Origin of the sequence: Psychrobacter sp. (assembly GCF_030457785.1) — a bacterium.
Classification (GTDB): domain Bacteria; phylum Pseudomonadota; class Gammaproteobacteria; order Pseudomonadales; family Moraxellaceae; genus Psychrobacter.
This window is the reverse complement of record NZ_JAKDUI010000014.1, coordinates 1-19562: the sequence shown is the minus strand read 5'-3', so window position 1 is coordinate 19562 and position 19562 is coordinate 1. Positions and strand designations below refer to the sequence as shown.

Annotated in this window: 13 protein-coding genes; 11 read left to right on the top strand and 2 right to left on the bottom strand. The window is 44.9% G+C overall.

All coding sequences use genetic code 11. From position 1 onward, the window contains the following. Window positions 1-314 precede the first annotated feature (314 nt). From metG to L0J61_RS01620, 5 genes are all read left to right on the top strand, one after another. On the top strand, window positions 315-2393 hold the full coding sequence (gene metG / locus L0J61_RS01640; RefSeq protein ID WP_301464581.1) for a methionine--tRNA ligase: 2079 nt from the start codon (window positions 315-317) through the stop codon (window positions 2391-2393). A gap of 730 nt (window positions 2394-3123) precedes the next feature. Beyond that, entirely contained in the window at window positions 3124-4179 is a 1056-nt protein-coding gene (locus tag L0J61_RS01635; protein ID WP_301464580.1) for an ABC transporter substrate-binding protein, read from the top strand. A 90-nt stretch (window positions 4180-4269) separates the two neighbouring features. After that, window positions 4270-5304, top strand: coding sequence for an ABC transporter substrate-binding protein (locus L0J61_RS01630; RefSeq protein ID WP_301464579.1), 1035 nt, complete (start codon window positions 4270-4272; stop codon window positions 5302-5304). 529 nt (window positions 5305-5833) lie between these two features. Then, complete coding sequence (locus tag L0J61_RS01625; RefSeq protein WP_301464578.1) at window positions 5834-6733, top strand: ABC transporter permease; 900 nt, start codon at window positions 5834-5836, stop codon at window positions 6731-6733. 76 nt (window positions 6734-6809) lie between these two features. Next, on the top strand, window positions 6810-7604 hold the full coding sequence (locus L0J61_RS01620; protein WP_301464577.1) for an ABC transporter ATP-binding protein: 795 nt from the start codon (window positions 6810-6812) through the stop codon (window positions 7602-7604). 3 nt (window positions 7605-7607) lie between these two features. Here L0J61_RS01620 and L0J61_RS01615 read toward each other — a convergent pair whose 3' ends face one another. Together L0J61_RS01615 and L0J61_RS01610 are read right to left on the bottom strand one after the other, a co-directional pair. Continuing rightward, window positions 7608-8306 (bottom strand): response regulator transcription factor, encoded by a 699-nt coding sequence (locus tag L0J61_RS01615; protein WP_301464576.1) that lies wholly within the window; start codon window positions 8304-8306, stop codon window positions 7608-7610. Window positions 8307-8401: 95 nt separating this feature from the next. After that, a complete protein-coding gene (locus tag L0J61_RS01610) occupies window positions 8402-10459 on the bottom strand; it encodes a PhnD/SsuA/transferrin family substrate-binding protein (protein ID WP_301464575.1) in 2058 nt (685 codons plus the stop codon). Between the two features lie 308 nt (window positions 10460-10767). Between L0J61_RS01610 and L0J61_RS01605 the strand changes: the two genes are divergently transcribed. The 6 genes from L0J61_RS01605 (at window position 10768) to L0J61_RS01580 (ending at window position 19349) form a co-directional block, all read left to right on the top strand. Further along, window positions 10768-12144 (top strand): cytochrome c, encoded by a 1377-nt coding sequence (locus L0J61_RS01605; protein ID WP_301464574.1) that lies wholly within the window; start codon window positions 10768-10770, stop codon window positions 12142-12144. Continuing rightward, entirely contained in the window at window positions 12144-13061 is a 918-nt protein-coding gene (locus L0J61_RS01600) for a c-type cytochrome (protein ID WP_301464573.1), read from the top strand. The genes L0J61_RS01605 and L0J61_RS01600 overlap by 1 nt, the downstream gene beginning before the upstream one ends. Window positions 13062-13245: 184 nt before the next feature. Beyond that, window positions 13246-15609: an FdhF/YdeP family oxidoreductase gene (locus L0J61_RS01595; RefSeq protein ID WP_301464572.1), complete on the top strand. Its 2364-nt coding sequence runs from the start codon at window positions 13246-13248 to the stop codon at window positions 15607-15609. Between the two features lie 62 nt (window positions 15610-15671). After that, window positions 15672-16703, top strand: a complete 1032-nt coding sequence (fdhD, locus tag L0J61_RS01590; RefSeq protein WP_301464571.1) for a formate dehydrogenase accessory sulfurtransferase FdhD — start codon at window positions 15672-15674, stop codon at window positions 16701-16703. Between the two features lie 768 nt (window positions 16704-17471). Further along, window positions 17472-19142, top strand: coding sequence for a sodium:solute symporter family protein (locus tag L0J61_RS01585; protein WP_301464570.1), 1671 nt, complete (start codon window positions 17472-17474; stop codon window positions 19140-19142). 72 nt (window positions 19143-19214) lie between these two features. Next, window positions 19215-19349, top strand: a complete 135-nt coding sequence (locus L0J61_RS01580) for a putative transporter small subunit (RefSeq protein WP_301464569.1) — start codon at window positions 19215-19217, stop codon at window positions 19347-19349. Window positions 19350-19562: the final 213 nt, after the last annotated feature.

Sequence of the window (19562 nt, the reverse complement as noted above, 5' to 3'; positions counted from 1 at the left end):
TTAACCATTTATTAGGGAGTGTCCTCATTTTAAAAATGGTAATACAAATGACATAAATGGCAGTCAAACAAAGAAAATAGCGCAGATACTATTATGCAGATACTACTGAGTAGTATCGAAATATTAGTCAGCTATTTGATAGCTACTTGACGGTGTTTGGCAAAATTTGGTCATTTTTGAGCCATTTAGATGACTATTGTTTGAATGAAGGATATGCCCTAGTGGTTTTAATCTTGATAATGTCGTGGCAATGACCCCAAAAAAGATGTCGACGTTTGATAACAACCCCCTTTTATAAAAATATAGGTGATTTTGTGCGTGAGATTTTAGTAACCAGTGCCCTTCCCTACGCCAATGGCTACATTCATTTAGGCCATCTTGTTGAATATATCCAAACAGATATTTGGGTACGATCCTTAAAAGCCCAAGGCCATCAGGTCACTTATGTCTGTGCCGATGATGCGCACGGCACAGCAATCATGCTTAAAGCAGAAGATAATGGTGTCACACCAGAAGAACAAATCGCCTCTGTAAAAGCCTCACATGAAGCTGATTTTGATAAGTTCTTAATTGATTTTGATAATTATCACACCACACATTCAGAAGAAAATAAGCACTTTTCTGAGCTGATTTATCGCCGTCTGAATAATGCCGGTCACATCAGCACCAAAGATGTTGAACAACTTTTCGATCCTGAAAAACAGTTGTTTTTGGCTGATCGCTTTGTCAAAGGTGAATGCCCTGAATGCGACGCTGCTGATCAATACGGTGATAACTGTGAAGTCTGCGGTACCACTTACGATGCCACTGAACTAAAAAACCCATACTCCACCCTCTCTGATGCCACGCCAGTCCTAAGAACTTCAAAGCATTATTTCTTTGATTTACCAGAATTTGAGCAGTTCTTAAAAAGCTGGACGCGTAGTGACAATCGCTTGCAGGTATCTGTGGCAAACAAGCTTCAAGAGTGGTTTGACGCGGGTCTCACCAGTTGGGATATCTCTCGCGATGCGCCTTATTTTGGCTTTCAGATCCCAGACACCTCAAGCGATGAGCCAGACAAATATTTTTATGTTTGGCTAGATGCGCCGGTCGGCTACATGGCCAGCTTTAAAAACTTATGCGATAAACGTGCAGGCACAGAAAACGCGCTTGATTTTGACCGTTATTGGGCACAAGAAAACGAGAATAAAACTGAGGTGTATCACATCATCGGGAAAGATATCGTTTATTTCCATGCGCTGTTTTGGCCTGCCATGCTTTCGGGTAGTGAGCTTCGCACACCTACCGGTGTTTTTGCTCATGGATTTCTGATGGTTAATGGCGAAAAAATGAGCAAATCGCGAGGCACGTTTATTAAAGCGGAAACTTACGCCAAGCATTTGCATCCAGAGTACCTACGTTATTACTTTGCCAGTAAGCTGTCAGATAAGGTTGAAGATATCAATCTTGACCTAGAAGATTTTATGCAAAAAGTTAACTCTGATTTGGTCGGCAAAGTAGTCAACATCGCCAGTCGCAGTGCTGGTTTTATCGTCAAAAAATATGATGGTATGCTCTCAGAAGTGTGTGCCGAGCCCAAATTATTGGAAGACATCACCAAAACAGGTGATGAAATCGCTGCGGCTTATGAAAATCGCGAATTCTCACTTGCCATGCGCCTAATCATGCAATGTGCCGACAAAGCCAATGAATATATTGATGGCAAAAAACCGTGGGCGTTGGCTAAACAGGAAGGCACTGAGCAAGAAGTCCAAGACGTCTGCTCCGTGGCAATCAATATTTTCCGTCAATTGATGGTCTATCTGGCACCCGTGTTGCCTGAACTGACTGCCAATGCGAAAGACTTCTTAAATATTGATGACCTCAGCTTTAGCAGCCGTAACCAATGGTTGCTAGGCCACAAAATCAATAAGTTCAAACCGCTGATGCAGCGTATCGAGGAAAAAGACCTCGCAGCCATGGTCGAAGACTCAAAAGCATCGCTCGCTCAAACTGACACGCCAGCGGCTAATGCAAACACTAAGTCAGCAACAACCACCGATAATGATGCTGAACCAACTGATTACATCAGCATTGACGACTTTTCTAAAGTCGAGATGAAAGTAGCGCATGTCGTAGCCTGTAACCATGTCGAAGGCGCAGACAAGCTTTTGCAGTTCACCCTAGACGTCGGCGAAGAAAAACCACGCAATGTGTTTAGCGGTATTCGTAAGTTTTATGAGCCAGAGCAATTGGTCGATAAAAAGGTTGTTTGTGTGACCAATCTTGCGCCACGAAAAATGAAATTTGGCGTGTCTGAAGGCATGGTACTCTCCACTGGCGATCCAAAGACTGGACTGACCGTTGTCACTTTGCCAGATGCTTGTGTGGTTGGTGACGTACTCGCATAAGATACATTTTCCTAAAAAGAGCTGACCTAATTTGCATAACTATCTTGCTGAACAAATTATCTTGCTGAATAAAGGAGAACAGTCTTGGTATTGCTTAGGCTGTTGGCAGATGTTCTCTTTTATTTGGCATTGGGTTTACTCGCTTATTGGTTTTTTACAGCAGATACGACCGCACTCTGGATAGCTATCGGTAGTGGTGTCTTTAGCGCCTTACTATTCATGTATACTGCGGATATAAGACGCTCGCGACGCAGCGGTCGTTTAGAGCCTTCGAGTATATGGGATTGGTCATACTTTATAGATATATTAGAGATTCCTTTTCATGTAATTGGCTGGCTATTTCGTAGTTTATGGCGAGTCTTTGATTAGCGTTTGTTGAGCGTTCAAATACACAAGAAGATGCCCTAAGTGGCATCTTTTTTATTGCACTAAGATACTAGCTAATAACGATTATTTAACACTCACATATTATGGGCGTAGTTAGCACTATTTATGAGAAAGAACATGAAGCAACATTTATATTAATTATAGGCAGCTCTCCCAAACATGACTATGACGAAAGCGCCTTAATTTTTTATTGCGATAAGTTACATTACTGTCATAATATAGCCATCATGATCACAGAATTGATCACCCCAATGTTAGCCTACTATCGCAGAACTGACATCACAGAACTGATACTGCTGTCATTCGGCTAACCTGCATTCTCTAACCTATGAGCCAGATAATAATGACCATTACTTCTACTCTACGCTTAAGCCTGTGCAGCGTTGCTATTGGCGCCATCAGTACCCTTGGCCTGATAGGCTGCTCAGACGCTACCAATACTGCAGCGACTGACGAAAACGCTACAGCGGATAGCGACAAGCCCGCCAAAACCCTAGCTATCACTCAAATCGTCGAGCATCCGTCACTAGATGACATGCGTCGCGGCATCATTGATGAGTTGTCTGACAACGGCTACGTCGAAGGTCAAAACCTAACCGTCAACTTTCAAAGCGCTCAAGGCAACACCGCAACAGCCGGACAGATTGCCAAGCAGTTCGCTGGTGACAACCCTGATGCTATCGTGGCTATATCAACGCCCTCTGCCCAGTCAGTGGTGGCCTCGACCAACACAGTGCCTGTTATTTATACCGCTATCTCAGACCCTGTTGCTGCCAAACTCATAAATGACGATAACGTACCTATTCAAGACAATGTAACAGGGCTATCTAGCCAGCTCCCTATCGAACCACAATTAGATAATATCCAAAAGATTGCGCCTGACGCCACTACTATTGGCTATGTTTATAGCCCTGGCGAGGTCAACTCAGTGGTTGTGTTGAATCAATTGAAAGCCGCAGCACCAGCACGTGGGCTTGAAATATTAGACGTGACTGCCAACCGCCCGACAGACGTCGCCATGGCGACACGCAGTCTCTCTGGTCGTGCTGATGTGATCTATACTTCGCTCGACAACAACGTGGTATCGGCTTTCGAAGCGATGGCGGGTGCTGCTAACGAACTGGATATTCCAGTAATCGCCTCAGACGAATTCAGTGTACGCCGTGGTGCTACTGCCGCCCTAGGTGTCAATGACTACGACTTTGGTCGCACCACTGGAAAAATGGTGTATCGGGTGCTAAGTGGTGAAGCAGTCAATACCATCAGCCCTGAAGTCATGAACACTCTGACATTGTACGCAAGCCCGACGCACGCCGCTGAGCAAGGCGTTAGCTTGAGCAACGAGCTATTAGAAAATGCCATCAATGTTGATAACGAAGCACAAGCCGCTAATGAGTAATAGACAGCTGGTAGTAACCAATCTGGCTTGACCATGTATTCATCTATTCAATAATGTACGGACACATTATTATTTTTAGGAGTGAGAGTTATGTTTTACCAAAACCGTTTCGGTCATTTTAACTTTAGCAAGGCCCTACTACTGGGCGGTGTCTGCACTGCCGTTCTGACCGGCTGCAGCCAGTCAGCACAAGACGCCAATGACGCGGACACAGCCTCTGGCGACGCTACTGCTATGAAGACAGTCGCTATCACCGCGATCGTTGAACATCCAGCACTAGATGATGTACGTGAAGGTGTCATCGATGAGCTCAGCGACGCTGGATTTACCGATGGTGAAAACCTAACTGTGAACTTCCAAAGTGCACAAGGCAATACAGCAACAGCAGGACAGATCGCCAAACAATTTGTCGCTGATGAGCCTGATGCCATCGTCGCTATCGCCACACCATCTGCACAATCTGTCGCTGCAGCTACCAGCAGCATTCCGATGGTTTTTTCAGCAGTGACGGACCCTGTAGCTGCCAAACTAGTACCCAAACTTGATGGTTCAGGCACCAACGTTACAGGTGCGTCTGATGCCTTACCGTATGAGCCACAAATCGAGCTGATGCGCCAAATAATCCCTGATTTAAAAGATGTCGGTTACGTCTATAGCCCAGGCGAAGTCAACTCGACCATCATTTTGCAAAACTTAAAAGAAAAACTAACACCGCTTGGCATCAACGTACATGAAGCACCAGCCCAACGTAGTAATGACATCGCGATGGCCGCTCGTAGCCTTGAAGGCAAGGTCGACATGATCTATACCTCGACTGATAACAATGTGGTATCAGCCTATGAGTCACTTTACCAAATCGCTAGAGAAAGTAAAATACCACTGGTCGCTTCAGACACTAGCTCAGTTGAACGCGGTGCAGTAGCTGCATTAGGGGTCAACTATTACGATCTAGGTCGCGAAACAGGCAAAATCGTCGTGCGTATTTTAAACGGTGAAGAAGCAGGCGCTATCCCTGTTTATACCCCACAATCGCTAGATTTATATGTCAGCCCAACACACGCTGAAGAAGAAGGCATTACTTTGTCACAAGAAGTTATCGATAAAGCCAAAGAAGTGGTAGAATAACGCCCCTTAATATTGCACTTAAAAAATAGCTGCCACAGGCAAAAAAACAGTATTAAAAAGCACTATTAATTGCTAACTGTTGTTTACCTTATACTGCGAGGCTATCGTCAATTCAACTTTAATGTACTGACAGGCTGCCGAGCGCTGATACATGTATATCATGCTGCACGTGACGCTTCCAGATATTATAATGGATTAGACTGCATACGTTTGATACAAGAAACCCAGCTATGAGTCAGTAGTCTGGGTTTCTTGTTTACACTGGTTCTAATTTAATAAGAGCTTTTTGAAGATATTTGCATACTGAGTATGAAAACATCTTGCAACGGCGCTTTAAACCAAGGTAGTTTATGAATACCCTACATCGTGACATGTTTTGGTTTACCTTAACCGCAGATTGTGTAATCTGTTAAATTCACCGCTCAACTGTTTAGCTTGCAAAAGGCAGTAACAACTGCCATGCACCCACATCGATGCCACCATTTCGGTGCGATGCGCTAAACACTTGGTTATGACTTACTGATCTCTTATGTCTTTAATTGCTTTTTTTGGTGCGCTTGAAAGTGGTCTGATTTACGGCTTAGTAGCACTTGGCGTGCTGATATCTTTTCGCACGCTCGACTTTCCTGACTTAACTGCTGACGGTAGCTTTCCGTTAGGTGGCGCGGTCGCAGGTATTTCTATCGTTGCTGGCATCAATCCATGGTTGGCGTGTGCTTTTGGGATGTTGGCAGGGTCAGTCGCTGGCATTGTCACAGCATGGCTACATGTCAAGTTAGGTATTTTGCAGTTGCTTGCCAGTATTTTGGTCATGGTCGCATTGTATTCTGTGAACTTGCGTATCATGGGAGCACCAAACCTACCACTGCTTGGTGAAACCACAGTATTCAGCTCATTGGTAACCGATGACAACGGCTTTTGGATGCGCTGCCTTATTATCGGTGCAGTCGTGTTACTCGCCAAGCTGTTCTTAGATTGGTTTTATAATACAGAAACGGGCTTATCCATGCGCGCGACTGGCTCTAACCTTCGAATGGCACAGGCGCAAGGCATCAATACTTCATGGATGACCATCATCGGTATGGCCGTATCTAACGGCCTGATTGCACTGGCGGGTGCACTATTTGTGCAAACCCAAGGTGGTGCAGATATCTCTATCGGCATTGGTACGATTGTCATTGGTCTAGCAGCCGTCATCATCGGCGAGACCATCATTCCTGCCAAACGTATTTGGTTGATCACTTTTGCGGTCATCGTTGGCGCTGTGCTCTATAAGCTATTTATTCAGGTCGCACTATCGAGTGATACGCTACGCAGTATTGGCTTTGGTCCGCAAGATTTGAACCTGATTACTGCCCTGCTCGTGGTATTAGCACTGGTATTGCCAAAGGCGAAAACCAAGTTTTTATCTCGAAAAGTTCGCGCCTAATCTTGCACTCAACATTGCGCCTACCCACAGCTAGCGCAGCAAAATAAGCTTGAAGAGACAATAAGGAATAATGATTATGATGCAAGCCACAGATTTGCGGTTGACCTTTAACCCAGGCACACCGATCGAAAACCCTGCCTTGCGTGGTATCAACCTCAACATTGCCAACGGTGAGTTTGTCACCGTTATCGGTACCAACGGCGCAGGAAAGTCAACTTTTTTGAATGCGGTCAGTGGTACCACACGTGTCGATAGTGGCTCAATCTTACTCAATGGTATCGATGTCACTAAAAAAACAGCACATCAGCGCGCTCATTGGGTTGCTCGTGTGTTTCAAGACCCAATGGCTGGCACTTGTGAGTCGCTCACCATTGAAGAAAACATGGCATTGGCTTATAAACGTGGTGGTAAACGCGGATTGAAGTTCGCTCTGAATCAGAATAACCGTGATTTATTTCGAGAAAAACTGTCAGTGCTTCAGTTAGGCTTGGAAAATCGTCTGACTGACCGTATGGGGCTTTTATCTGGCGGTCAACGTCAAGCAGTCAGTCTGCTCATGGCCTCACTGCAACCATCTAAAATTTTATTGCTAGATGAGCATACTGCCGCTCTTGACCCCAAGACTGCCGCTTTTGTGCTAGAGCTGACGGACAAAATTGTCACCGACAATCAGCTCACCACCATGATGGTCACACACTCTATGCAGCAAGCCCTAGCACATGGCACTCGTACTGTGATGCTACATCAAGGACAAGTAGTGTTAGACGTAGCGGGAGAAACCCGTAAAGGCATGACTGTGCACGATCTACTCGATATGTTTGAACAAACGCGAGGGGAAAAAGTGGAAGATGACAGTTTGATTTTAAGTTAAATACTAAATATCTAGCATAACCAGTTTTTGAATTAACTCACTCACATGCTGAGCTTGCATCTTTTTCATAACTTGCGAGCGATGTACTTCTATGGTGCGTACAGAGACATCCAGATGGTCAGCGATTACTTTATTGATATTACCTTGTAGCAATTCATCAGCTACTTGTCTTTCTTTATCAGTCAGCTGGGCATACAGCGCTTTAATGGTACAAAGCTGGACGCGATCGAGGGTTAGTCGTTGCGCGCGCACCAAAGCCTCTTGCAAACGCTGACTACTTATTGGCTTTTCTAAATAGTCAGCGGCACCTTGTTTCAGCATACTGACGGCATCACCAATCTCACCAGTTCCTGTCAGTGCTATAAGCGCCATGGGACTGTCATATTTATTCAGATGTCGTTGTAGTGCCTGACCACTCATCTCTGGCATCATTAAATCACTGATGATGATGGCCGAACTACGAATATCAACTTGCCGCAAAAACTCGGTGGCACTCGACCATACCTGCGTCGGCAGTCCCAAGCTATCAAGCAGAAACTCGCAGGAAATACGTACGCTTTCTTCATCGTCAATGATATGTATGACCAATGCTTCTCGCGTCATCATCGTTGGCCTATCCTTATTAGCTGATTGTTCAGAGCTGTCTTGCCTGCATTCCTGCTCATTTTCAATGTGATAAGGAGTAATGTGATAAGAAGTCATGTTTAACCTTTTAGATTTATATTTATATTTGGGCTTGTCTTCAATTCAATCGATAGTCATCTAAATGGGATGCCAAGAGCGTTTAGTGTCTGACTTTACTGAGTGTCATTCCTAGTGGCTGAAATTAATGGCAAATCAAAAGAGACTTGCGCGCCCTGCTCATTTGCCCCCTGATAACTGGCATGGACTGGCAATTCCTGAGTCTTACCGCTTGGCATGCGTTTAAAGCGGCTATACTGACGATATTTCTGGTCACTTTTTAACACACGGACTTTATCAAAAACTGATTCAGCTTGGATGTTATTTAGCTGCATCCTAGCATCTATCGACTTGCACAGTCGCTGACAGATCATAAGTCCTAACCCAAGACCACCTGCTTTGGTCGACCGGGTCGCATAATGACTGGATACATTGTTCTGCAGGTGGTTTTGAGACAACTGCTCTGCCTCAAAACCACCTGCATCATCACTGATACGCAGCACCAACCATTCTTTATCATGATGCCTCTCTGCTTGGACATGTAACACAATATTCATAGCGCCTTGCTGAGCAGCATTGGTCATACAATTCATGAGCAACTGATCTAATAGTAAATATGGCAAAGTGACGTCTTGATACTCACTTGCCAGCCAAAAGGTAATATTTGCAGCCTTTTCACCCAGTAATAAAACACATTGTCGGTAGGTCGCCATGATATCGACACTAACCTCATTGGATTGGTTGACTTGTGAGCGCCCAGCCCAGCGGCGAATATTGCTCACTACTGCCGCCACTCGCTCGGTCTCATGTACAATTTGACGTAAGGCATTGACTGTCGTTTTGTTATTTTGACTTTCGAGGTGATGCTGCTCATGTTGCTTACCAGCAGTCGACTGTTCACTCGGTATCGATGATTCGCTGCGTATCAATAAGCCTTGTGCATAGTTTTGTATGGTCGCCAATGGCTGATTGATTTCATGAGCAATAGCGCCACTCATCTCGCCGACGACAGCAAAACGTTCGGATTGCCGTAACTGCTGATCATAGTCACGAATGAGTCGGTTTTGCTGTAGGATTTTTCGACGCCGTCGCCATGCTAGCCAGCTCATCCAACCGTAGTTAACTGTCGATATCAGAATGATAAAAACAAATATCCCGACCGATAAACGATGGGCTTGTACCCAATCAATCAGATGAGTACTCAACGGTTTCTGTGCTGGATGGCTGCTCATATCATAGAGCACACGCTCAGCATCCATACTTGACTCTGGAGGTAACCAACGTAGACCCTCCTCTGGATTAATCATTTGCTCCGAAGAAAACACATGCTGGTTGACTTGCCGTACCAAAGCATCGGGGGCTTGCTCAGTCGCTGCCAACGTCCAATTTGGATATATCGACGTTGAAGATTGGCAACTTGAGTTGGTCTCAACAGGATGCAGCAAGCGATATTGTTGTTTATTGATTTTACCTTCCCGATCCATCTCCTCCATGAGACACAGGGGTGCGATAGCGGCATCTGCTTTGCCACTGGCCAAAGCATGTAAAGTACGCTCAATAGGATAACCCATGAACTGCATTTGATAGTTATTTGGCGCGATACCGTTTTGCTGCAACAAATGTGCAACCAACAAATACCCACCAAAGGCATCAATATCGACCCCAGCAACTGTACGACGCTGCAAATCTTGCAAATGATAAATGCCACTATCAGCAGAGACCCATAAAGCACTGGCAACCTCTTCCATCGCGCTCGGCGCATGTTGCTCCATTGACTCAGGTATTTCATTAAACTGATTGGCAAGCTGAACGGTTGAAGAGTGATGGGATGGGGACTCTTGAGCACCAAACCCGACACTAAAACCATCTGCCTTATTCTCAGCCGACAGCGTTGGTTCAGAGGAGCTCGTCATTGTTTGTAAAGTTGCCAACCAACGCCACCTGGTGGTACTCATTTTTATAAACTGTACTTGCGGGCCCAGCACTAAAGCAAACTGCTGAGCGTCAATTTGCTGCTGCCAGTTTTCAAGCGCCAATGGAACCAATACCACTGTGTCGTCTAACAACTGAGCATTCAGCTGATCGAGCCATGGCTGCCAGCGGTTCTGCGCTGCTATCTCGCCTTGCGGCGCCAATACCCCCAAATAATAAGTCTCGGCCTGTGCCTTAAGCATAACTGACCATGTAAACCATGCTACAAGAATAAACGGGGTAAGTTTTGAAAAAACAGCAAAGACCGTCCAGTTTCTAGACCCTTCGTACATAAAACTCACTTCCCCTCAGACCACCAACACCCACATTATAAACTAAAACCATATTAATAATGTGGTTTTCCACAATATCGCTATATAAACCACTGGCCTATACTGAGTAATAGTACTGTAACATTAACTTGCAGGCATACATCAGCGTAACTCACGAACAATCATTCATTGACGTGACCAACAGCGAGATGGAATCGTTATTTATCGAGGGTGAACTTATGAAAAAGTGGTCACTGATTATTATCGTAGCAGCTATTCTCGGACTGGCTGCTGCCTATATCATTGGGCAAATATTACCAAACATGCGCACCAGCAATAGCAATACAGAGGTCGATATTACCGACCCCGCTTTAATCAAAAAAGGCGAATATGTTGCACGTACTGCTGATTGTGTCGCTTGTCATACCACCTTAGAAGGTGAGACTTATGCTGGTGGCCTACCAATGCTGACACCACTGGGCGCCATCTACTCTACCAATATCACCCCCGACCAAGAAACAGGCATTGGCAACTACAGTTTTTATGACTTCAAAAATGCAGTCAAACATGGCGTAAGCCCTGACAACAAAGCACTTTATCCTGCTATGCCTTATCCCTCATACCAGCTGATGCCTGATGAAGATGTGGCTGCTATGTATGCCTTCTTTATGTCTGATGTCGAACCTGTCAATCAGCCCAATCTCCAAAGTGAGTTACCACCAGTAGCAAATTGGCGCTGGCCATTGGCATACTGGCAAGTTTTATTTGATCCTAAGCGTGATTTTGTCCCGGAGACAGACAATGAGCTATTGACTCGTGGTCAATATTTAGTCGAAGGCCCTGGTCATTGTGGTTCTTGTCATACAGATCGCGGGATTGGTTTTCAAGAAATCGCTTTGAGCAATGCTGATTCTGACGAATACTTGAGCGGTGCTGTCATTGATGGGTGGCGCGCCAAAAGTATACGTGGCGAACATCGCGGACTTGGTACTTGGACAACCGAAGAATTAAATGACTTCTTTAAAACAGGACGCACAGACACCACAGCTGCCTTTGGTGCGATGGCCGAAGTAGTCGAACACAGTACGCAATACATGACTGACTACGATATCAATGCTATGTCCTCTTATTTAAAAACACTAACACCTGCTCCGAATAAAGAAAAAACACTCTCAGAGAAAAAAGACATCACTACGCAAAAACTGCTTGATGGCGACTATGATTCACGCGGCGCCATACTCTATGCCGAATACTGCCAAGTTTGTCATCGCGCTGATGGTCAAGGCGTCGCACGTATATTCCCTGCTCTCGATGGCAATAGCGCGATTTACTCTAATAAAGCAGATTCAGTATTACAAATTACGCTCAGCGGCGGCAGGATGCCTGAAACTGAACATGACCGAATGGCCTTTACCATGCCCGAGTTTTCCAACTTAAGTGATGCTGACGTGGCTGAAGTAGTCAACTATGTGCGCAACAGCTGGACCAACCAAGCACCAGAAATCAATGTCGACGACGTGGTCAAAATGCGGGCATTTCTTGCCAAAAAACCAAAGACCAGTACCGACATAGCCCCAGACCTCAGCATTGATGCTACAGAAGAAGGAGCAAACTAATGAGCAGATTATCATTTAAATTACCAACCCTTGCTTTTTGTGCCTTCAGCATAGGTGTCATGAGTATAAACGGCTGCTCAAGCCCTGAGCCTGCAGAGCGCAATGCTCCAGAGTTCAATATGGTCACAGCTGATGATGCTAACGAAGATATCGGCAGTTATACCTTGCCGCAAGATACCGCCATCACTGATGAACCAAACGCTGATGAGATATTCTATGGAAAGCGCTTATTGAACGAAACAAAGCGCTTGCTACCAGAGCATGTGGGTGCACAAATGAACTGCAATAGCTGCCATATCTCGCAGGGCAAAGTACCACTGGGCGATCCATATATTAATAGCTATAACACCTATCCACGCGTGATGCCTCGTTCTGGGACAGAAGTCGATTTAGAAGCACGTATTAACGGTTGTTTTCAGCGTTCTATGAATGGTCAACCTTTAGATCGAGAGTCTCCTGAGATGCTAGCGATGATGGCTTACATGGAATGGTTATCGCAAAACACGCCTAGAGATCAAAAGGTCGATATCAATAATGCAGGGGAAATCAACAGCTCACTGATACCCAACCCGGTGCGTGGCGAAAAAATTTACCAAGCTCAATGCGCCTCCTGTCACGGTGATAATGGCGAAGGCATCAAAGACAGCCGTGGTGACATTGTCTTTCCTCCACTGTGGGGTGACGAATCATTTAATATAGGTGCTGGCATGGCGCGTACCTATAAAGCAGCGGCTTTTGTTAAGTACAACATGCCAATGGGGATTCAGACCAAAGGCCTATGGGGTCATGGTAATGTGCTGAGTGATCAAGATGCCGTAGATGTGGCACAATACTTTACCCATCAGCCTCGTCCTGACTTCCCTGGTAAAGTAAATGACTGGCCTTCTGGAAAAAAACCCAAAGATGCCCGTTATTAAAATCTACGTTCCAAATATGATGTCACATCGTGTGTTGATGTAAATCAATCATCTAAACCTTTAAGAATCTGCATTTTTCTTAAAGGTTTTTTTGTTATCTATAGTTAATAGTTCTACAATATTCACACGCTCCGTTATATAGTTATTAATTATTAGATTAACTGCTTATTTTTGAGGATCTGTCATGCGCAAAATTCCTATCTATAACCATCCCGCCGCCGGCTGGCCTGCGTTGATTTCCTCTACACGCACACTCATGGATTATCAAGCTTTTTCACGCGGTAGCGCCAGTGTATTCAAAAGCAATCAACCAAACGGTGGGTTTGACTGTCCAGGCTGCGCATGGCCCGATCACAAATCACATAAATCTATCGATGTCTGTGAAAACGGTATCAAAGTTCTTGCCAGTGAGACGATGACCAGTAAAGCAGATGCCCAGTTTTTTGCCAGACATACCGTCACCGAGCTACAAGGATGGTCAGGTTATGAGTTAGAACATAGCGGCCGTTTGTCAGAGCCCGTTTATTATGATGTAACGCAAGACCGCTATATTCCCATAGCTTGGGAAGAAGCTTATAAGATTATCGCTATCCAGTTGGGACAGCTTGACTCCCCCGACGAAGCGCTCTTTTATACCTCAGGTCGAGTTACCAATGAGCCTGCCTTTATGTATCAATTATTCGTACGCTGTTTTGGTACAAATAACTTGCCAGATTGTTCAAACATGTGTCACGAGCCAACCTCTGTGATGCTTAGCAAACAACTGGGCGTTGGTAAAGCCACGGTGAAATTAGAAGATTTTGGCCAAGCCAAACTGATATTGATGTTTGGGCAAAACCCTGCGACCAATCACCCTCGTATGCTTGAGCTACTTGCCCATGCTCATGAACAAGGCTGCCGTACTATCTCAATAAACCCCATGCGAGAGCAAGGCTCAAACAAATTTAAAAACCCACAAAACCCCATGCATATGGCAACCGCGCAAAGCAGCGCTGTCATCGATGAGGTCATTCAAGTTCAGATCGGCGGTGATGCTGCGCTACTGACTGGCATTGCTAAATGGTTGACTGAAAACGATAAAATCAATCACGACTTTATTAGCACTCATACCTCTGGATTTGAGCCTTTACATCAGTGGCTAGCAAAGCAGTCATGGGCAGACATCACGCTAGGCTGTGGTATCTCACAAGAAGACATTATTGGTGTTGCCGAACTGGTTGCGGCCAGTCCAGCGACAACTTGCACCTGGGGTATGGGCATTACCCAACATGTGCAAGGTGACGATAATGTATCCATGATCACAAACTTACTGCTATTGATGGGGATGATTGGTATTGATGGCGCAGGTGCATCGCCAGTTCGAGGGCATTCCAACGTGCAAGGGGATCGCACGATGGGTATCCATGAACGCCCTAGCCAAAACCTGCTTGATAGCCTCGAACGTGTTTTTGAACGCCCTATGCCACAAGAAGACGGCTTTGATGTGGTCACAGGGGCAAAAGCGATGATCAATGGTAAGATTAAAGCCTTCATGGGTATGGGTGGTAATTATGCCGTTGCCGCGCCTGACACCAGTGCCATACAACAAGCGTTAACCACCACTCAACTCAATATTTTCGTCGGTACCAAGCTCAATGAAACCATGTTATACCCAGGCGCAAACAACCTGATACTGCCTTGCTTGGGGCGTACTGAGCGCATCACTACTGCCAAAGGTGAGCAGTTTGCTACTGTCGAAGACTCCATGTGTCAAGTTGTGCGTACTCAAGGTAAGCTCCAACCTATCAGCGACACACTAAAGTCTGAAGCCCAAATCGTGGCAAATATTGCGACTCATGTACTTGGGGCTGACACCTCAATTCCTTGGCAAGCAATGAGTGAAGACTTTGACATTGTTCGCGACTATATCGCTCAAGCGATTGATGGTCTAGAGGATTTTAACGAGCGTATTCGTACTACTGAACGAGGCTTTCACTTATACCATCCGGCACGCCATCACGTTTGGAACACAGACAGCGGCAAAGCGCAGTTTGAAGTGCCGCAATACCCGATTACCTATGTTGCTGCCAAAATGGCGCAAGCCAACTCTTTCTCAAGAAACGAGCCAAGTGAGTCTAATGGCGTTAATAACCATGAAAACAACGAGCAAAAAATCTGGCAATTGACCAGTGTCCGTAGCCATGATCAATTCAACACCATGATTTTTGGCTATCAAGACCGCTATCGCCAAACCAATCGCCGCGATGTACTGTTTATGCATCCAGACGAGATAAGCCGCTTAGGCTGGCAAAAAGGCGATAGCATCATAGTGTCACGGCAAGACAATCCAAGTAGTGTAAACAGCACCACTCGGCCACGCACACTAGGACCACTGATATTGACTGAGATGGATATCGCTTCCAACGCTGTAGCCGCCTACTACCCTGAGTGTAACGATTTATTTGACCTAGACACGCATGCACCACACTCACACATACCAGCTTATAAATCCACCACTGTTGCCTTAGAACGTATCACTGCTGAAACTAAGACGATCAATCCCGCATAGCAATAGCAGTGGCAATAGCAATACGGTAAACCAAACAGTATAAGACAATATGATGGGTGCATATGGTAGTGAAAAGTCATGTTAACGATAACAACCACGCCACAGATAAATCTGTAGCCGAGATTACGTGTGAGCCGACCGATTTATCTGCGTTATCTGCGACGCCACTTGCTCGTCAGCATCAGGCTCAAAAGCACTACCGCTCATCAGATATGTTACCTCACCATGCTCGAACGCAGGCTAACGAGACGCCTGTTAAAATCGAAAACCAACCAGCCAGTCTAGCGGTAGAAGCGGCTGTCGCCATCGTCATCAATGGTATCCATTATGCGGTACTGATGGCGAGCCCTCACCAGCTTGAGTATTTAGCTCTTGGCTTCTTGTACAGTGAAGGCCTGATACAGCACGGCCATGACCTGCTTGACTGGGAGGTCACTCAATTGACAGATGACGCCAGCTACCAGCTATTTACCAAAACTGCAGACACCGATGACGCCGATTTAAATACTCTTAACGAAAGCATCACCCAACTGCGAGACTATGATATTTACGTGGTAGATTTGGTACTCAACCAACGTTGTCATCAGCATATTCAAGCGCAAAAACGACAGCTAGCAGGACGTACTGGCTGCGGCATGTGTGGCATTACAGGATTGACACAGGCGCTTCCTAATTTGAGTATATATCGCCAAGATGCCGAACGAGTAAAATCTAACATGCCAGAACTGGACTATTTATTAGAGATGCGACGACAAGTCGATATCATGCAACATACGCATCAATTGACAGGTGCGGTACATGCTGCAGCGACCATGCAAGGCGAAGAGTTGCATCTGTTTGAAGACGTTGGTCGCCATAATGCGCTGGATAAACTGATCGGTTGGCAACTTCGTCATAAAACACACAGCAATAGTGTATTAATGACATCACGCTTATCAATCGAACTGGTACAAAAATCCATTCGTGGTCATATACCTTGGTTGATTGGAATGTCTGCTCCGACCAGTACCGCTGTACGCATCGCAGATCGTTATAACCTGGGTTTGGCTGGATTTTTGCGTGCCAATCGAGTCACTTATTATTCAGGTACTTAGCCATTTTCAACTCATTGAAGCCATCTTCTTCAAGTTGATACACGCCTTATGCATCGCTTAGCTTTATGTTTTTTTGCCAACCCGTTCTTTGCCAACCTGTTTTTTGGCAATGTCTCTTTTGGTAACATTATAGATATCTCACCCTCTTCCCCACTTGCACCTATTAGCCTTCACTTCTACCCTCTTTTCTTCAAAATCCGCTAAAGACCCAACGCTGTCTTCAGACTTATGACCTCGACCTCTAGCGCCCCTCAGACATCGAGAACCGACTATTTCACGGATATACTTGAGGTTAGTTAGATAATAGGTTACCCTTGCAGCACGATTTTGTAACACATAATTAACACAGCTGTAGTTTATATTTATAAATATTACGCCTATGTTGCTGATATTTCAGTCAGCAACATAGGTAATACTCAGACTACAAATGATACGTCCATCAAAACAATGAGTTAAAAGAACGACTCGATTGAATATGTGTTTCAGCCTATCAGGCTGTCAATTATAGCTAACGTCATCGTTAGATGACTAAGTGCTTATCCGTAGTCTCATTAAGCAGTCTTGTTATATATGCTTATTATGTTGGCATTTATAGCATCCAGTTATTATCGAGTTTCGCCACTTAACAGCGTGATGGAAAACCCATCAATAGACGCATCTTGAGGGTTGCACCCTTGAATTAAGTAGGCTTCATTGAACCATTTTGAACTATTAGCAGTTTTGGTTAGAGATATCCCAATAAACTTTTATTTAAAATAAATGCGAGGTATGAATTTGAATACTGATTCATTATTCCAGTTTTCATCGTTAACCATAATTTTATTATTGTTAGCGTTTTATGGTGGTACTTATCTTCTGTCCTTACTCATCAAAAAGGATAAGGAAACGACCTCAGGCTTTATGGTCGCAGGTCATGGTGTTGGTTTTGGTATGGGAGCAGCCAGTATGACTGCTACTTGGATCTGGGCCGCATCCTTCTATGCTGCTGCCACTTCCGGCTACACATATGGCGTATCAGGACCGATACATTACGGGTTTTGGGGCGCATTGATGATTCTGTTCATCTACCCTTTTGGCATGCGCTTCCGCGAGCTCGCACCAGATGGTCATACTCTAGGTGAGCTAATCCATGCCCGCCATGGCTCATCAAGCCAATTAATTTTAGCCATATCCAACCTTATGGGCAGCTTAATTAGCTTGATGGTCAACTTCACTGCTGCTGGTGCATTGGTCTCGGTACTATCGCCTCTATCATTCCAAACAGGTGTCATCATTGCGGGTGTCGGTGTACTGAGCTATACGTTGACCTCAGGTTTCCGTGCATCAGTATTCACCGACTTTGCACAGTTGGTCGCACTAATGGCGATTGGTATCATTATCATCCCATCAGTACTATTTGCGATGGGTGGACCTGAAGTCATGGTAAGCGGTCTCTCTAACCTAACGTTAGAACAACAAGACTTCTTTTCCTCTGAAGCATTCTTTAATCAAGGTGCGCCATATTTTGTCGCGGTCTTAGCATACGCTATCGGTAACCAAACCATTACTCAGCGTTTGTTCGCGATTGATAAAACCAAGATTAAAGCCACGTTCATCACTGCTACTGTCGGTTACGCTGGTATTGTTATCGGTCTTGGTATGATCGGGCTTATGGCCTTGACTATCGGTATCGAGCCACTTAATGGCGATATGAATAATCTGATTCCTCAGATGGTCAGTACCTATCTACATCCTGTATTTATTGCACTGTTCTTTATCTTGGTTATTGGTTCATTATCATCGACTGCTGATTCTGACTTATCAGCACTATCTACAATTATGATGGCCGATGTATATGGTAAAAACATCGCTAATGGTCGAGTTAAACCTAAGACCATGATGTTAGTCGGTCGTATCACTATGATTGTCGCCACTGCTGCTGGTCTGATTTTTGCTAGCTTCAAACTCGATATTCTGGTCATGTTGGTCTTTGTTGGTGCATTATGGGGTGCTGTTGTATTCCCTGTTATTGCCAGCGTCTTTTGGAACCGAGTAACCAATACAGCCTTTACGGCAGCCGTAATCGTCGGCCTACTGATGTTCTGTGTGGTTCGCTTTGAGCTATTACCAATCACAGGCTTTGTTGCTTTCTTCTTTGAAATATTGGCTAGCGTTGGTGCAGCTGTTGTTATTGGGCTAATGGTGTTCGGATTCTTGGGACGCAAAATTGGTATGGGTGCAGCGGCCATTACGCTAGTACTGATGCTAATATTCGCCACTGGGTTCCTACGTCAATATATGGTCTTACTCGCTTCATTAACCGCTTATGGTGCTAGTACCATCACTTGTGTCATACTCAGTCTAATGGGTAATGAGCGCTTCGATTTCGACTTAATCAATGAGCGCGTCGGCAACTACGACAAGAAAGCCAACATACCTTCACCTGAAGATCTTAAATAAAACAGTTTGTGTTTGTGGCTGGTTGGCTTTTAATCAGCCGCAAAACAAATATTAATACTATAAGGAGCTATCATGGACAATGTCTTTATCTATGGCTTTTATATTTTAATTTGGCCAGCAATTACGCTTGCCGTACTCTTATTAATCTGTACTGCCACTTACCGCGATATCAAAAAAGCCAAAAGTGAAAACAAAGAGTTTGTATAAAGTACGATTTTTATCTTTCACGGTTGTCTGGTGATTTATCGGTAAGTTGACGCTTGCCGATGACGCCCAAAACACTAAAACAGCCTTGAATAGAGGTTTAATTGTTATCAGCCAATAAATAACCTGAATTTAGCTAAAAATGACTTGTAATTTAAATTATTTTTGCTAATATAGTCCACCTTGATTGGCTGGATGGCAGAGTGGTCATGCAGC

Bases quoted from the DNA above. Each gene is read 5' to 3' on its own strand.
- L0J61_RS01580 (WP_301464569.1), top strand. From the start codon at position 19,215: ATGGACAATGTCTTTATCTATGGCTTTTATATTTTAATTTGGCCAGCA.
- L0J61_RS01585 (WP_301464570.1), top strand. From the start codon at position 17,472: ATGAATTTGAATACTGATTCATTATTCCAGTTTTCATCGTTAACCATA.
- L0J61_RS01635 (WP_301464580.1), top strand. From the start codon at position 3,124: ATGACCATTACTTCTACTCTACGCTTAAGCCTGTGCAGCGTTGCTATT.
- L0J61_RS01610 (WP_301464575.1), bottom strand. From the start codon at position 10,459: ATGCTTAAGGCACAGGCCGAGACTTATTATTTGGGGGTATTGGCGCCG.
- L0J61_RS01595 (WP_301464572.1), top strand. From the start codon at position 13,246: ATGCGCAAAATTCCTATCTATAACCATCCCGCCGCCGGCTGGCCTGCG.
- L0J61_RS01600 (WP_301464573.1), top strand. From the start codon at position 12,144: ATGAGCAGATTATCATTTAAATTACCAACCCTTGCTTTTTGTGCCTTC.
- L0J61_RS01630 (WP_301464579.1), top strand. From the start codon at position 4,270: ATGTTTTACCAAAACCGTTTCGGTCATTTTAACTTTAGCAAGGCCCTA.
- fdhD (WP_301464571.1), top strand. From the start codon at position 15,672: ATGGTAGTGAAAAGTCATGTTAACGATAACAACCACGCCACAGATAAA.
- L0J61_RS01605 (WP_301464574.1), top strand. From the start codon at position 10,768: ATGAAAAAGTGGTCACTGATTATTATCGTAGCAGCTATTCTCGGACTG.
- L0J61_RS01625 (WP_301464578.1), top strand. From the start codon at position 5,834: ATGTCTTTAATTGCTTTTTTTGGTGCGCTTGAAAGTGGTCTGATTTAC.
- L0J61_RS01620 (WP_301464577.1), top strand. From the start codon at position 6,810: ATGATGCAAGCCACAGATTTGCGGTTGACCTTTAACCCAGGCACACCG.
- L0J61_RS01615 (WP_301464576.1), bottom strand. From the start codon at position 8,306: ATGACTTCTTATCACATTACTCCTTATCACATTGAAAATGAGCAGGAA.